We start from the raw sequence: 14,618 nt of genomic DNA on the forward strand, positions 1-14,618 counted from the left end.
CCGAGCGGGCCAGGAGCGTCGCGCAGAGCGGTTGCCGTGGCGTACAACCCTCCCGTGACCGACAACGGGGCATCTGGATGGCGGGTTCTGCTGGTGCCGGCGATCAGGGCCTGGTGGGCGCTGCGCTGGCTTGGGGGCCATCGCGCCATCCGCTCGGCCGTGCTCGCGGTGGTTGGGCTTTGCGGGTTGGGCGTGGTGGTGTGGGGAGTGCCGCCCGCGCTCTACCCGACCGTCGCTGGGCAACCGGCTCCGAGTCAGCCGCGGGCGACGCTGCAGGCCGGGATGCTCGCGGGAATGCTTACGGTCGCCGCCGCTACAATCGCCTACGCGGGTGTTCGGGCGACTCTGGGCGCGGCACGCAGAGCAAACGAGCTGACCCAGCGCCGAGACAATCTGACCCATGATCGGGAGATCGCTGAGCATCGGTCCGCGCGCTACACCGCCGCGATCACTCAGCTGGGTTCCCCCTCGATCGAGATTCGCCTCGGGGGGATCTACGCCCTCGAACGCCTCGCCAAAGACTCTCCGGACGACCACCCCACCATCGTCGAGGTGCTCTCCGCGTTCGTACGCACCCGCAGCACCGACCCCGAGCTCCGCCCACCCCCGCCAGCCGACGGCCAGGACCCGGCCCCAGATCGGCGAGCCGTCGACATCCGCGCCGCCGTCCAGGTCCTCGGCCGGCTACCCCACCGCGACGACTTGCCTGCCCTCCCCCGTGCCGACCTCGACGGCGCCGACCTCACCGGGCCTGCCAGCCTCGCCGACATCGACCTGACCGACGCCGACCTCCGCGGCGCCTGGCTAGAGGGTGCAGACCTGACCAGGGCCCGCCTGGATGGGGCGATCCTCACCGACGCCCGCCTGAACAGGGCGAACCTCACCCATGCACACCTGGACGGCGCGGACCTGACCGACGCTCACCTACAGGGGGCGGACCTGACCTGGGCACAGCTGGCCGAACGCCGGACCGGCGCCGACCAGACCGTTATCACCAACCTGACCCGCGCCAGGCTCGATGGGGCGATCCTGACTGACGCCCGCCTCATCATGACGAACTTGACCGCCGCGCACCTGACCAAAGCAGTTCTGATCAACGTTCAGCTGCACGGCGCGGACCTGACTCGCGCGTGGCTAAACGGGGTGGACCTTACGCGCGCCCACGGCCTGACGCAGGAACAGCTGAATGCTGCGATCGGGGATGCAGAGACTCGGCTGACATGGCCCCGAACGCGGCCCGCGTTGTGGCCGCCGCCAGCGGGCGCCTGGCTCTGAAGCCGCGTGGATAGCTGCCGCCATCAGCGCCGCATCTACGAATGTGCGAGGGAGAAGATCGTAACCACTCGCCGACCAGCTGCTGAGACCGTTCCAGGGGCGAACCACGATCAACGTCCTACATGCACCTTCGGGCCCGCAACCTCCGCCGATCTAGCCGGAGTGCTGTAGTCGGACCACTACAGGAAGAAACATAAGTCCAGCGTATGGGTTCGGCAATGATCAGAGGTGGATCTGATTTGATCACAACGCGAACCGCTACCCATCCTGCATGGCCCAATGATTGCCCTACCTGGTCCGGCGAGCAGGGACGCTACCTGCGGAAACACGCCGTCAGCAGGCTGACCGCCCTCGGTGACGATTGGGGTACGTACGAGTGTTCGGGACAGCGGCAGTTCCGCCTGACTAATCTGGTCTCGGAGACAGGTCCGGGCCGTCGGTCGCCCCTCGTCCGCGCCACAGCACAATCCGATCGAGAACGGCGCGGCGCGGCGGATCTCCCGAGAGGTGCCACCGAGCGCGTGTGGCCGGTGAGGGGACTGCCGACGGGTTGCCGGCGGGTCTCCACAACCGCACCGTCGGGTTCCAGCTTCCGGTGGCGAGCAAGTTCGCCTGCGAACCCAGGCCGACCACACGATCTCAGCTTGAGCCGACGTGATCGTCCCGACCGGGGCGACCTGGATCTTCGGCCTCGGCGAGTTGCCCTGCAGGCCGCCCAGTGAGCCGGGCAAGGCCAGCAGCGCCGGCTTCAGCCCACCACGCTGCGGCGAGACGAGGCTCTCTTCTTGACACGCTGCGAGAGCCTCACCAGGTGATGCGAGGATAGGAACGTGGTGGGCTCGGGGGGATCGCCGGCAGCATGGGACTTCTTCGTTTCCTATACGCAAGCTGACCGCCGCTGGGCCGAGTGGGTGGCCTGGCAGTTGGAAGACGCCGGCTACCACATCCTGATCCAATCCTGGGACTTCGTCGCGGGGACGCGGTGGTATTTTCGCATAAACGAGGCGGTTCAACGGGCGGAGAGAACCATTGCGATCCTCTCCGGAGCCTACTTGGAGTCAATCTATGGCCAGGAGGAGTGGCAGGCAGCCCTTTTGGCTGATCCCGGAGGCTTCCGCCGTAAGCTCCTGCCGATCCGTATCGAGAACTGTCCCCGACCAGGCATGCTCGGGCAAGTTGTATCAATTGATCTGTTCGACCGGTCAGAGAGTGAGGCCCGGCGGTATCTCGTCGACCAGGTGCGCGGCACCATCACCGGGCGTATCAAGCCTGCAGCGGCCCCCGACTTCCCAGTGCCACCACGCAGCGCACCTCCTGTCGACGAACCTGTCTTTCCGGCGGCGGGCCCAGCCACATCCTTTCCCGCGAAGCTTCTCGACGTATTAACGTCCTATCAGTCGGACGAGGCCGCCCACAGAGCCACCACGTCAGGGCCGCCATCGACGCCCAGCGCGGCGGCGAACGAAATCGGATTGCCCAGCATCGCCAAGGAAGATCGATCTCAGCCCCCTGCAGTGACCTTGGCGTCAACGCAAAGCAGCGGATCATATTCCATTGACGATATCGACGAGTTGGCGGGTGCTCGACAACCCACCACGCGTGTCAAAAATATATCGGGGAACCAACCCGACGCGAGCAACTATCACGGGAATAGCCGACACGCAGACGACGCAATTCGCCTGCTAGACCGCCCGTTGAAGTTTCGTTGGCCGGACGACCACGAGCCCGCTACGCCAATGAACAGATTCCGAGTCTCGGTGGTCGCGCTGGCGTGGAACAAGCATACAAATATCCGTCTGCGCACGATAATCACAATGACTGTAGCCGTTCTGGCGATCGCCGCCGCCGTCACGGCCACAATTCTTACCACGAGAATCCACGCCGCGATGCCCCCGGCACCTGCTGAGCAAGCTCTCGCTCGACCAGGAGATTGGGAGCACTCATCGGGGGCCTCTACCGATACACATCCCTCGTCCCAGCCAAACTCGAACAGCGCGCCTGGACCTTCGACCTGACCCTTCATCATCCGGGTTGGCGTCCCCGTCAGCTGCGGGCGCTGCTCACCTACGACGACGCCGCACGCCGGAAACGCCCGACCACGGTCAGCGGCCGGCACTCCGTTCAACCCCGTGCGTCTCTCGATACACGAGGGTGGTCGCGTCAGTACCTCGTGATCTCGCGCGGATCATAGGTGAGCTGGAACGTGTGGGCGTGGCCGAGTCTGTCGTCCATCCAGTAGACAGTCATGCTCGACAGAAGGTTGGCCTCGACCCAGGAAGCCCGCCGGCGAATCTCGTCACCTTCGAGGATCCAGTCCTCGATCTGGGGCGGGAGCCCGAATGTGACCGCGTAGGCGTCCGTGTCCTGGTGTGAGCGCAGCCGCCAGACGGGGTACTTGCCCGTAGTCTGCGCGGCGCTCGCTGGCCGCTCGCGCATGAGGTCGACACGATGGGTCGGATGGTCGCGGCAATAGTCGAAGAACGCCTGCCGACTGCGGGCGACGAGGCCGAGTACAAACGGTGCCGCGGGAAAGGCGACGATGACGCCAGGTGCGTCACCGCCCTGGAGCCGTATCGCGAGGCGATCCAGCGCTGCGGAACACCATTGTGGCAGGTCGGGGCCATCGCTGCGATGTCCCGGAATTCCGAGGATTTCGCGCAAGTACGTCCGGACTCTGCGAAGTGCCGGTACCTCGCCGGCGGGAAGCGTGCGCGCGACCAGCCGGATCTCCTGCGCGGCACGGTAGATCGCCGCTCGTAGCGGTTCGAAGGCGGGCACGGACAGGTCGACGAGCGAGATCTGGTGGGCGAGGGCGTAGTTCAGCGCGTCCGCGGTGAAACCACTCGTCGAGAAGACCGCATAGCTGTATCGGTACCGCGCCCTGATCCGTCGGGCGCCGGTCCCCTTGGCGACGGGTCCGCCCGTCTTCCGCCTCGGACTGGTGACGACCAGGTTCTCGTTGACGTCGTGAACGACGCCGTGACCGTTACGAACCGTCGCAAGGTCGACCCGCGCCTTCAGGAACTTCGCCTCGACGAACAGCCGCACGGGCAGTGAGAACGGGGGCGTATACAGGAACTCGCCGAGCACGTCCGCCTGGTGCCACGCCCCACGGCCCCGGATGATCAAATCGGACGAGCGGACGTCTAGCACCTCGGTGTCGTCCGCTGCCGTCAACAGGTCATAACCGCTGGCGCGCAACAGCCAAGCCAGACACTCCTCCAGCAGATAGCCCCGCAACCCGGCTTCGGTCCTCATCGGGCCCGTGGCCTCCCCGCTAGCTCCCGACCCGCGCGGAATCCCGCAGCTACCTACAGCGGAGCTTGTCGGCACCACGCGAGGGGCCCCGACCGGCATGCAGGCCCGGCCGTTTCGTCACCAGCCCACTGCGCACAGTCGTACCACACCCCACGATGGCTGTTACATCCACCCAACCACCGCAACATGGGGAGCTGACGGACGGAACGCGCCTCGTCGGCCGCAGACACGGCGGCAGCTCGCTGATCGCTGATCCGCACCTCGTGGACAGCATCCCGGCAGTCACCGTGGCTTGGAGGCCGCCTGATACTGATCCGTGTGAACGATCGCGATGCGGTCCCCCTTGCTGCCGACGATGACGGGAACCTTCTGGTCGCGTTCGACGAGGTCGGTGAGGACACCGACCTGCGGGACGCTGCACTGACCGCGTCTTTGGTCGCGCTCTGGAGCGACGACGGTCGCCTGCTGCTGGTGTTCGACCGCCGTCGGCAGTGCTGGGAGTTGCCCGGTGGGATGATCGAGGTCGGTGAGACGCCGCGGCAGGCGGCGGTGCGGGAGCTGCGCGAGGAATCCGGCTACCAGGTAGACGACCTGCTGTTCGCCGGTTTCGCGCGGTTCGCTCTGGGCCCCGAACGGCGCGTCGAGTACGCGGCCGTCTACGCCAGCCGCGCGACGGCGGGTACCGCTTTCCTCCCCAACGACGAGATAGCCGCGATCACCTGGTGGGACGGCACCACCCCGCTCGCGGGCGTGGTACAGCCCCTGGACGTGCGCCTGGGACGGCTCGCACGAGTCGCCCTCCAACGAAGCGTCCTCGGCCGACTGTTCAACGAAATTCCGGATCTCTACGACCGTGTCCGACCGGGGTATCCCCACGAACTGTTCGCAGACCTCGCCACGATCACCGGTTTGGACGAGGGGTCGCGGGTGCTGGAGGTGGGCTGTGGCACCGGCCAGGCGATAGCGGGGCTGGCGGCCCTGGGATGCCAGGTGACCGCCGTCGAACCCGGCGAGGGCATGGCCGCGCTCGCCCGCCACAGGCTCGCCGCCGTCACCAACGTCGAGGTCGAGACGTCGACGTTCGAGAGGTGGGAGGACCGCGGTCGGCGCTTTGATGTCCTCGTGGCCGCGTCGTCCTGGCACTGGGTCGACCCGTCGACCGGCTGGCGACGCGCTTACCAGGTCATTCGTCCCGGCGGGTGGATGGCCCTGCTCGCCAACATCGTCGTCCGGCGCCCCGGCGAGCCGGAGGTGTACGCCGAGACCGCCGACCTCCACGAACGGTTCTCCCCAGGAAACCCCGACTGGGGGCATCCGCCGAGCGAGGACGACTCGCACGCCACCACCAAGGGCTGGGGCCTGGTCCACGACCCCGGCGTCTTGTTCGGCCCGACGGATCGTGCGCTGGTATCCCACCGTGCAGTGGTTCGATGGCACTGGCTTCGCCGATCTCCTCCGCACGAACTCGATCTACCGAAAGCTCGACCACGACGTCCGTGAGCCCCTGCTCGATGCCATCGCCGAACGCATCCGCACCCGGATGGGCGACCGCGCACCACGCCGCTACCTGAGCGTCCTGCGCGTCGGACAGCGCACTGACTAGGCGACGAGGACAGCACGCTCCTCCATGCCGCCGGCCACTCCCAGGGCCGCCGCCGTCGCTGGAGGGGGTGCTCGGCGCGCGATCTTCACGCCGCACTACCGAGCCCCGATCGGCGGACAGTAACGTTCCAGGGGCGAACCACGATCAACGTTCTACCTGCACTTTTGGGGCGTACGACCCGCGCCGACCAGCCGTACAGGTGTAATCGAACCGCTACAGAAAAGACATAAGTCCAGGTCACGGTTCGACCACTCTCAGGGGTGGAGGTGAGGGGACTCGAACCCCTGGCCTCCTCCGTGCGAGAGAACAATAGCGTCCAAGACCGCTCGTCCAAGTGATCTACAAAATGTCCTAGGATGCAGGCCAGAGGCCGTTTTTCATACCGCCTCCTGCCGGCCGGTGCCGAGCCGTGACGGCGAAGTCCACGGACGAATGACGGACGGACGATCTTGGAGGTCGAAGGTGGCCTACGCGAGGAAGCGCATCGGCAAGGACGGCAAGCCGCGCTACACGGGTTGCTATCTCGACCTACAAGGTCGGGAACGCTCAGCCGGAACCTTCGGCGAGAAGCGGCGGGCCGAGCGGGCGGCACAGGAAGCGGAGTTCCGGCAGCGTGAAGGCAGGGTTGGCGACCCGAAGCGCGGCAAACAGCGCTTCCGGGAGTACGTCGTCGGGACGTGGTTCCCCCATCACGTGGTGGAGGCGAAGACCCGCGAGACCTACCGTTACAATCTCCACGCTCACATCCTCCCCTGGTTCGGAACGACGCGGATGTCCGAGATCATGCCGGGCGACGTCCGCGAATGGGTGACAGATCAGGTCAACCGCGGAATGAGCCCGCAGACGATCGACAAGAATATGACCATCCTGAGTGCCATCTTCACGACAGCACTCAACGACCAGATCACCTTTCTCCATCCCTGCAAGGGCGTCAAGATCCCTGTGGCACCGAAAAAGCCTTTGAGGATCATCACCTCGGAGCAGTTCGATGCGATCTACCAGAACGTGAAAGTAGTCTCCCTTCAACTACTCGTTGAGCTCGACATAGAGAGCGGCATGCGCTGGGGCGAGATCACGGAACTGCGCCCCCGAGACCTGGACTTCGCTAACAGTATTGTCACCGTCAGCCGGGCGGTCGTCGAAGTGACCCCCGAGGACCATCCCGCCGGCGGACGTTTCCTCGTCAAGGAGTATCCCAAGAACAAGAAGTTTCGGCGGTTCAAAATCAGCCGACAGCTGACCGCCAAGATTCAAGTATACGTCGAGGCGAATGGGATCGACACCGAAGACCTTCTCTTCCCTATGCCCGAACCGCGGCCACCGGCGCAGGTCGAGCCAGACAAGCCGCAGGACCTTGGCCTGACTGAACCGAACGACAAAGGTCGCCAATACCGGCATGGCACCATCACGGCCTACTCCATGGCCCCGTGTCACTGCCAACATTGCAAGCGGGCCTACGCGGCCTACCGAGCGGCCCGCCGAGCCGAAGGCAAGGACAGCCCTCGCCACCGTCGAGTCCGTGACACCGATGGGCACATCCCCGGCGACTGGTTCCGCAGGCAGGTCTGGCACCCAGCCGTCGCTGCCAGTGGAATCGGCTCAGGCATAGGTGTGCACCACCTCCGTCACGCTCACGCCTCTTGGCTCCTCGCAGGCGGCGCCGATCTCCAGATCGTCAAGGAACGCCTCGGCCACGGTTCGATCGCGACGACCCAGCGCTACCTCCACACCCTCCCCACCGCCGATGAAACCGCCCTCGCAGCCTTCGAACGCATCCGCGGCCGGCAAGCTGGATAGATCTCCGTCCCCGCATTCGACAGGCGGTAGATCGCTGCGGCCTACCTCGACGCGCGTGCACGCTGACTCGTCCGCAAGCAGGCGCTGGACCTCGGCGCAGGGCTTAACGGCCGCCGGGTTATCCACTGGGGGAGGCCCGTAGCGGACGAGGTCTCGACCTGGCCACCGGCAGCCGCACTAAGCCGAACTGGACCGTGCAGGAGGCGGCCAGGTGGAATCACGGCGTGAGCCCGACGCTGGCGAGCTCCAGACTCTGTTGGTGATCGCCGCGCCCCCTCCGGCGTGCACATTTGCTGATGGTTGCTCACTGTCGATCACCACGTTGGCAGAGCCATCTTCAGCTCGGAGCCACGCCGAGGCCATGACGGTCTGAACGACCTGCGCAGGAGCGGAGGGCGGTCGGCTGTGGCGCCGCTCTGGCTGCTCGTGGAACGGCTCTGGCGGAGGCTGGACAAGCTTCGACAGAAGGCACCTGCTTCTCCTGACGCCACCGTACCAATCCAATCAATTTCGGCCGGACTGCTATGAGCCTCGACCCGAAATCCTCCGCAGACCATGAAATGTGATTCACAACGCCTGTCCGGAGACATCTCTAAAGGCCGAAATCCGATAGGTCCGGCAGACGGACGGTCCCGTCGAGATCCCGAGCCTCTCCGGCGACGGGGGGAGTCGCTTTGACCTCACGGTGGGCCAAGGGAGTCTGCCGGGTCCGGCCGGTGGGGTGCGGGCTCGTAGCAAGGCCGCCCGAGGCTCGTATCTCAGAGATATGGCCGGCGGAAAGGAGAAACGGGCATGGCGGCTCGGCTGGCGGAATGTCGGGGAGACTTTGGGGTGGTGAGAGGCCGAGTGTCGGGTAGAGAGCGGTCACAATCCGGCGAACTGATGCGCCTCGGTGGGCGAGGATGTCGGCGCGTCCGGGCATGAGCCGAGGGTCGAAAGTGGCGATCGCGGTCGCTATGGCCTCCTTGAGGCCGACCGGCTGCTCCAGCAGAGGCGACGCCAAGCGGAGGGCCGCGATCGGGGCGGCCGGGTTGATGCTCTCGGCGGGCACGGGGACGGCAATGGTAGGTCGGTTGAGGAGGCCGAAGTATAGACAGAGGGAGCTGTGATCGATGATCGCTACGTCGGCTGCTGCCAGGTAGGGCATCCAGCTCTCGTCCGGTCCGCAGATAGACAAGCCGCTGCCGGCGAACTGCGTGAGACGTCTGCGCCACAACTCGGGCCCGCTATCCCCGGCACCGAACCACAGGTGCGGGTGCATGCTCAGAAGAATCCGGCAACGATCGCCGAGCCGAACCGCTTCCTTGAGGAATTCCAGGCCGCGGTCTCCGGTCGGTCCCATCAGGCCGTCCGGTCCCCAGGTCGAGATCAGGAGGACGGCGGTCTGACCCGGTTCGATGCCAAGGGCATCGCGGTAGACGTCGCGACGTGCGTCTGTCTGGAGGAGCCGGTCCGCCACGATGTCGCCAACGACTTGGATACGGTCGGCGAGCCGTGGGATCCGTCGAACGGCCCGTGCCCGTACTGCGTGACTCGATTCCAGCATGATCTCGTAGAGCGGCTCGCCGGCGTGGGGGCCGCCTTGGCGCAGCGACCAGGTCGGCCCGTAGGTGAAGTCGTCGCCCAGCGCTGTTTTTCCCGCGCCGATGCCATGTTGGATGTGCACGCATGGGACGTCGTCGCGGAGGAGTTCACGCGAGCCATGGGTGCCGAACAGAGCCAGGTCCCAGCGCTGACTCCGCGCCTGTTCGAACGAGATGGGGTGCACCACCCGGCCGCGGTCGGCGGAGTCTCGGATGAGGCCCGCGACTGCATCGGTGACCCCGCCGTCCAGTCGATCGGGCGCGCGTGTGATCCAAAAACGCAGCCGCGGATCCGCGGCTAGAAGGTCGTGGTACTCGTGGACGTAGGTCGTCGACAGCCTGGTATGCGCGACGAGGAGAACGTCTTTCGCCTGGTGCTGGGTCATCGCGGGCCGGGCCGGCGACGCGAGGGTGAACGCCGGTGGCAGACTGGTTTGCTGTGAGGGGATCGGCGGTTGTCGCGGGAGTCGTGAACGTGCAGCAGACGATTCCGGTCGACGATTTTCCGGTGCCCTATGCGCCGGTGCATTACCGCGCTCATCAGCTGCGGCTTGAGGCCTCGGGGGTCGGCCTGAATGTTGCCCGGGCGCTGCGTACGCTCGGCTCGCCAGTCGTGCTGGCGACGCTGGTTGGCACCGACCCGGCAGGCGCCGTCGTCCGCGCCGAGTTGGACCGCCTCGATCTGCTCGGAGACGCCGTGATCGAGACCGCGCACACCCCGACCTCGGGTGTCCTGGTCGACAAGGCTGGCGCCCGCCAGGTCCACACCGACCTGAAGGATCTTCCGGACGCTGTCTACCCGCCGGAACGGTTCACCCAACTCCTGGACGGCGCCCGCCTCGCGGTGCTGTCCACCATCGGCTTCGCGCGTCCGCTGCTCGCCTGCGCGAAGGCCGCGGGCATGCCGATAGCGGTCGACGTCCAGACAATCACCGGCGTGGACGACGCCTACAGCCAGCCGTGGCTGAGGGCCGCGGACATCCTGTTCTGCTCCGCCGAGCGGCTCGACAGCGACCCCTCCGTCTTCGCAGGAGCCGTCTTCGACCAGTTTCCTGCCCAGATCATCGTCGTCGGGCTCGGCTCCGCGGGTGCTCTGCTGGCCGTTCGCGGCCACCCCAGCCGGCGGCTGCCCGCGGTCGCGCCCTATGGCGTCGTTGATACGACAGGCGCGGGCGACGCACTGTTCGCGGGTTTCCTGCACTCCTGGCTTGAAGGACACGACCCGGACCTGGCGGCCGAACGCGCCGTCGTCGTCGCCGGCTGCGCGGTCGGAACCCCCGGCGCCGCCCTGCACGTCACGGACGCCCAGGTCACCGACCTGCTCGCCGGCCGCTAATACTCCTCGTAGCCGCCTCACGGCAGCCGGGCCACACACGCGGCTGCAGCCGGGAAACGCCGGACCGGACCACCGGCCCAGGCCACCACCTGCTCGTAGGCCACTCGCGCAGGCGCCGCTTCGTCTCCTGGAACGACGAATCCCGAGCCGCCCGTGAGCATCCCCTCCGGGTAATAGACGAGCACCCTCGTCGCGAGGCTCTCCGGCACCGACAATCGGCGAAGGACTCTTCGGGCCAGGTCGACCGCCGTCGCGAGAACGGGCACGCCGGTGGCTTCCTCCAACTGGCTGAACACAAGCAGCGCGACGCCGCCTACCGGGAAATAGAGACGGACATGCGCAAGACCGAGCGCCGGCGCCCCTCGCTCAAGATCTAGATCGAGGACGAACTCGCCCCACAGGGTGGGCTCCTCGCCGCCACCCTGCCCACGTCGTGGCAGCCACTCGCTACCACGCGCCGCGACCGCGAGCGCCTCCCTCAGAGCGTCCTGCACCGGGCCAGCGAGAGCGAACCGCAGACGCGGATCGGCGTCGGACAACGCCGCAGTCGCAGCCAGCACTCCCGCGACATCTCGCGCCTGGGAGAGCACGCGCCCCAGATCGTCAAGCACCTCTCGGGGCTGCTCACCATCCCAGAGCCAATCGTCCGAAGCCGTCAACTGCTGGTACAGCTCCGAAAACGCCTGAACAGCCCGGCGAGAAGCTCGCACCCCGGCGCGCGTGTAATCGAGATCGCAGTACCTCGGCAACGGCGCCCCAATCAGGTCCTCGACCGCGGCGAACGGCACATCCACCGCCGGGAGCACCCCAACCGCCCTGACTTGGAACTCAGCAAGACCGTCCGCCGCCCGGCCACGCCAAGGGCGGTACACATACCAGCGGATTTGAGCCCCGAGCACCTCTCGGTAACTCTCCCGTACGGCCGCCACTAGCGGCGGAAGAGCCACCCGGGGCGGGGGCCACGGCCTGTCACTCAGCTCCCCGACGACGACGACGGAACCGTTGCCCGCTGGCGCATAGACCCGAATATGGGCCCACACATCGGACGCCTCAATAACAGCGTCAACCTTCGCGTACTCGCGCACCATGGCTCCTTCTTCGATTGAGATCATCGAATTTGATCGATTCAAGCACCGGCCGCTTGCCAGTGAGTACACCCTTCCGAAATCGTGCAAATGTGCGACCCACCGTTCAGCCAGCCCCCGCAGGCTGCAGGGTCGAAGCGTTCGACTTCCGGTCGAGGCCGGTCCGCAGCTGCGCGACTCCGGTCTGAGCGATCTTGGCGCGGTGGCCGTCGGCCTCGACCGTGCGCTGTGCCTCGTTGCGACCGGCGTCGTCGGCGGCGCGGCCGGAGCGCCGCAGTAAGCGGACTGCACGTCGATTCGTCGCGTCCGTTCCTTCAGAACCTGGTGGGAGGTACGAATGATCGCGACCGCGTCCGCCATCCATAGCCCCGCGTCGATGGATGGACCGTCCTCCAGGACACGTCGTTGCCCGGGCGCTCCTCCGGGGTGCAGTTTGAGCTTGGGTGGTGCGCCGTCCGGCACGTCGGATGGCCTGCGGAGTCCGGCACCAGTGAGCGGATCGGTGGCTGGGTCGCCGGTCGCGAGAGTTGGGGTGTCGGTGGCCGGGAGGTCAGCAGCTGCGTGTTGGGCAACCAGACGGCGGTGACGAAGAGGGGCTGTCCGGCCGGCTCGACAGCCACCGGCGGCGGGCGAGCAGGGCGGCCAGGTGATCGGGGGGATGGCGTAGCGCAGCGATGAAGAGGTAGCCGGGGAGTTCAAGGCAGCCGGAGACGGGGTCGTCGATATGGATAACGGCACAGGCTGGGTAGGGGCCGGTGCCGACGGACGACCCTGGCGCCGGTGGACGGGCGGACCGCGCTGGCGCGGCGGCCGGCTCGTGGTCTGGTTCCCGTGGTCGGTGTTGGCGCCGGGAGTGACCGGTGTCGGCGGGTGGTCATGGGCCTGGGTCGAACGTCGGGCTACCGTCGGGCGGCGGTGGAGGTGTGCCGGGTAGCACATGCGGCGGCTGGGCGGCCGGGTTTGGGTCGGTCGGATCGGCGGGGAGGTGGGCGGTCGGCGGTCCGGTGGCGGTCGCAGCAAGGGCTGCCAGGTCGTTGGGGGCGTGCAGGGCGGTGAGGGCTGCGGTGATGAACGCGGGCTGGTCGGGAGTGGTGGGTAGCCAGGAGCGGCGGGCGAGGAGTTCGGTGAGGATGTGCTGGGGGTGGCGCATGGCGGTCTGGAATGCGCGGGTGGGGACTTCGAGGTGGCCGTGGATGGGGTCGTCGATGTGGATCGTGTCGCCGCCCTGCCGCAGCGTCGGAAGCTTCGCGGTCGGGCCGCGGCTGTGGGGGCTGGTCGGCCGGGTGAGGGCCTCGGGGACGGTGGTCGGGGTCTGGTTGGTGATGTCGAGCGCGAGGCTGGGTGGGCGAAGGGCGGGCAAAGGGAAGGTGACGGCCGGGCCGGTAGGGGTGTCGAGGACGCGTGCTGTCTCGTAGGGGGTGGTGAGGATTTCGCCTGGTTGCGGGGGTAGGCCGGCGGTGGCGCGGGCTTCGAGGAGGGCGTCGATGCTGGGCCAGGTGGAGCCACGTAGTGGGGTGATGTCGTCGAGGCGCAGGCGTAGTGGGGGTAGGGCGCCGTCGTGGGGTTGGATTTCGTAGCTGGGGAGGTCTTCGTCGTCGTCGAAGGCGCGGAGCACCGTGCCGACGGCGAATCGTGGGTCGTCGACCGTGGCGACGAGGGCCCCGGTGGCCAGGAGGGGTGGGGCGTCGGGGCCAGTGTGGGTGTCAGGGTTGGCGAGGGTGTGGGTGACCTGGTGGATCGGGGTGCGGGCGGTCCAGGTGGGGTGGTGGTACCAGGGGTGGCCGGGTAGGTCTGCGAGGTCGGGGCGCCACAGGTAGGCGGGGCCGTCGTTCCCGGTGGTGAGGGCGAGGACGGTGCCGGTGGCTGTGCGGGCCGGGTCGACGTCGTGGACGGCGACCCGGGTGCCGTGGGGGTAGGGGTGTTGGTGGCGGTAGGGGGCGGCGTCGGTGATGTGGTCGCCCTGCTCGAGGACGAACATGCGCTGGGAGCTGGTAAGCCCTGCGGGTTTCAGGTTGCGGGCAAGGCAGCCGAGCAGCACGTAGCGGATCACGGCGTCACTGGTCAGCGGGGGCGCCCCGGGAATGTCGGTCATGATTCCGGAGAACACGACGGTCGGGGTTGGGTCGCTGGTGGTGTCGCTGACGCGGTAGACGACGCCGGGGTCGTCGTCGACGTCGGTGCGGTAGATGTCGACCTGGACGGGGCCGTGCTGCCAGCGGCGGGTGCGGGCCTCGAGGTGCAGAAGCCGGCCGTAGGTGGTGGGCGGGTAGCCGGCGCAGCGCGTGGCGCTGGTGCGGCCGGGCCGGTAGACGGGGTCGCGGACCACGTCGGCGGGCGGGCTGGGCGGCCCGGCGAAGGCGGCCGCCGGGCGGGACGGTGGGTGGTGGGTCAGGATGTTCTGGGCGCGATGCGGGATCGCCCAGCCCAGTTCCTCCTCCAGCTCCGCGAGTGTGGGCTTGGCCGTGCTCCACAGGCTCCGCGCGGTGGCGGGGTTGGCCGGGCGGGAGGTGAGTTCGGCGCGGACCTGCAGCTCGCCGGCGTCGTCGGTGACGGTGTCCAGCGCCCAGCGTCCGCCTGCGACCTCGATCTCGACGGGACGGCGCGGCGTTTCCCTGGTTCTGCCGGTGGGGCGGGGCGGCGGCCCGGTCGGGCCGGGAGGGGGCTCGGGCATTCGTGCTCCT

Annotated in this window: 9 protein-coding genes; 5 read left to right on the forward strand and 4 right to left on the reverse strand. The window is 67.5% G+C overall.

Features of this window, described 5'->3' with window-relative positions:
- Window positions 1–54 precede the first annotated feature (54 nt).
- On the forward strand, window positions 55–1,275 hold the full coding sequence (locus FRADC12_RS32115; RefSeq protein ID WP_198152845.1) for a pentapeptide repeat-containing protein: 1,221 nt from the start codon (window positions 55–57) through the stop codon (window positions 1,273–1,275).
- A gap of 830 nt (window positions 1,276–2,105) precedes the next feature.
- The gene (locus tag FRADC12_RS29470) at window positions 2,106–3,290 is read left to right on the forward strand and encodes a toll/interleukin-1 receptor domain-containing protein (RefSeq protein ID WP_084010565.1); all 1,185 of its coding nucleotides are present in this window, start codon (window positions 2,106–2,108) and stop codon (window positions 3,288–3,290) included.
- 145 nt (window positions 3,291–3,435) lie between these two features.
- On the opposite strand, the gene FRADC12_RS10040 is transcribed toward FRADC12_RS29470, so the two are convergent.
- On the reverse strand, window positions 3,436–4,533 hold the full coding sequence (locus tag FRADC12_RS10040) for a hypothetical protein (RefSeq protein WP_157488770.1): 1,098 nt from the start codon (window positions 4,531–4,533) through the stop codon (window positions 3,436–3,438).
- A gap of 318 nt (window positions 4,534–4,851) precedes the next feature.
- On the opposite strand from FRADC12_RS10040, the gene FRADC12_RS33000 reads away from it, so the two are divergent.
- Both FRADC12_RS33000 and FRADC12_RS10050 read left to right on the forward strand, forming a co-directional pair.
- Entirely contained in the window at window positions 4,852–6,033 is a 1,182-nt protein-coding gene (locus FRADC12_RS33000) for an NUDIX domain-containing protein (RefSeq protein ID WP_232303711.1), read from the forward strand.
- Window positions 6,034–6,598: 565 nt separating this feature from the next.
- Complete coding sequence (locus tag FRADC12_RS10050) at window positions 6,599–7,933, forward strand: tyrosine-type recombinase/integrase (RefSeq protein WP_045876456.1); 1,335 nt, start codon at window positions 6,599–6,601, stop codon at window positions 7,931–7,933.
- Between the two features lie 592 nt (window positions 7,934–8,525).
- Here FRADC12_RS10050 and FRADC12_RS10055 read toward each other — a convergent pair.
- A complete protein-coding gene (locus FRADC12_RS10055; protein WP_045876457.1) occupies window positions 8,526–9,902 on the reverse strand; it encodes a CDP-glycerol glycerophosphotransferase family protein in 1,377 nt (458 codons plus the stop codon).
- Window positions 9,903–9,955: 53 nt separating this feature from the next.
- Between FRADC12_RS10055 and FRADC12_RS10060 the strand changes: the two genes are divergently transcribed.
- On the forward strand, window positions 9,956–10,852 hold the full coding sequence (locus tag FRADC12_RS10060; RefSeq protein WP_045876458.1) for a carbohydrate kinase family protein: 897 nt from the start codon (window positions 9,956–9,958) through the stop codon (window positions 10,850–10,852).
- Between the two features lie 17 nt (window positions 10,853–10,869).
- Here the strand turns inward: FRADC12_RS10060 and FRADC12_RS10065 are convergent, their stop codons facing one another.
- The gene (locus tag FRADC12_RS10065) at window positions 10,870–11,964 is read right to left on the reverse strand and encodes a hypothetical protein (RefSeq protein ID WP_045876459.1); all 1,095 of its coding nucleotides are present in this window, start codon (window positions 11,962–11,964) and stop codon (window positions 10,870–10,872) included.
- Between the two features lie 847 nt (window positions 11,965–12,811).
- Window positions 12,812–14,608, reverse strand: coding sequence for a hypothetical protein (locus tag FRADC12_RS10070; protein WP_045876460.1), 1,797 nt, complete (start codon window positions 14,606–14,608; stop codon window positions 12,812–12,814).
- Window positions 14,609–14,618: the final 10 nt, after the last annotated feature.

Origin of the sequence: Pseudofrankia sp. DC12, from assembly GCF_000966285.1 — a bacterium.
Lineage (GTDB): Bacteria > Actinomycetota > Actinomycetes > Frankiales > Frankiaceae > Pseudofrankia.

Bases quoted from the DNA above. Each gene is read 5' to 3' on its own strand.
- FRADC12_RS10040 (WP_157488770.1), bottom strand. From the start codon at position 4,533: ATGAGGACCGAAGCCGGGTTGCGGGGCTATCTGCTGGAGGAGTGTCTG.
- FRADC12_RS10055 (WP_045876457.1), bottom strand. From the start codon at position 9,902: ATGACCCAGCACCAGGCGAAAGACGTTCTCCTCGTCGCGCATACCAGG.
- FRADC12_RS10065 (WP_045876459.1), bottom strand. From the start codon at position 11,964: ATGATCTCAATCGAAGAAGGAGCCATGGTGCGCGAGTACGCGAAGGTT.
- FRADC12_RS10070 (WP_045876460.1), bottom strand. From the start codon at position 14,608: ATGCCCGAGCCCCCTCCCGGCCCGACCGGGCCGCCGCCCCGCCCCACC.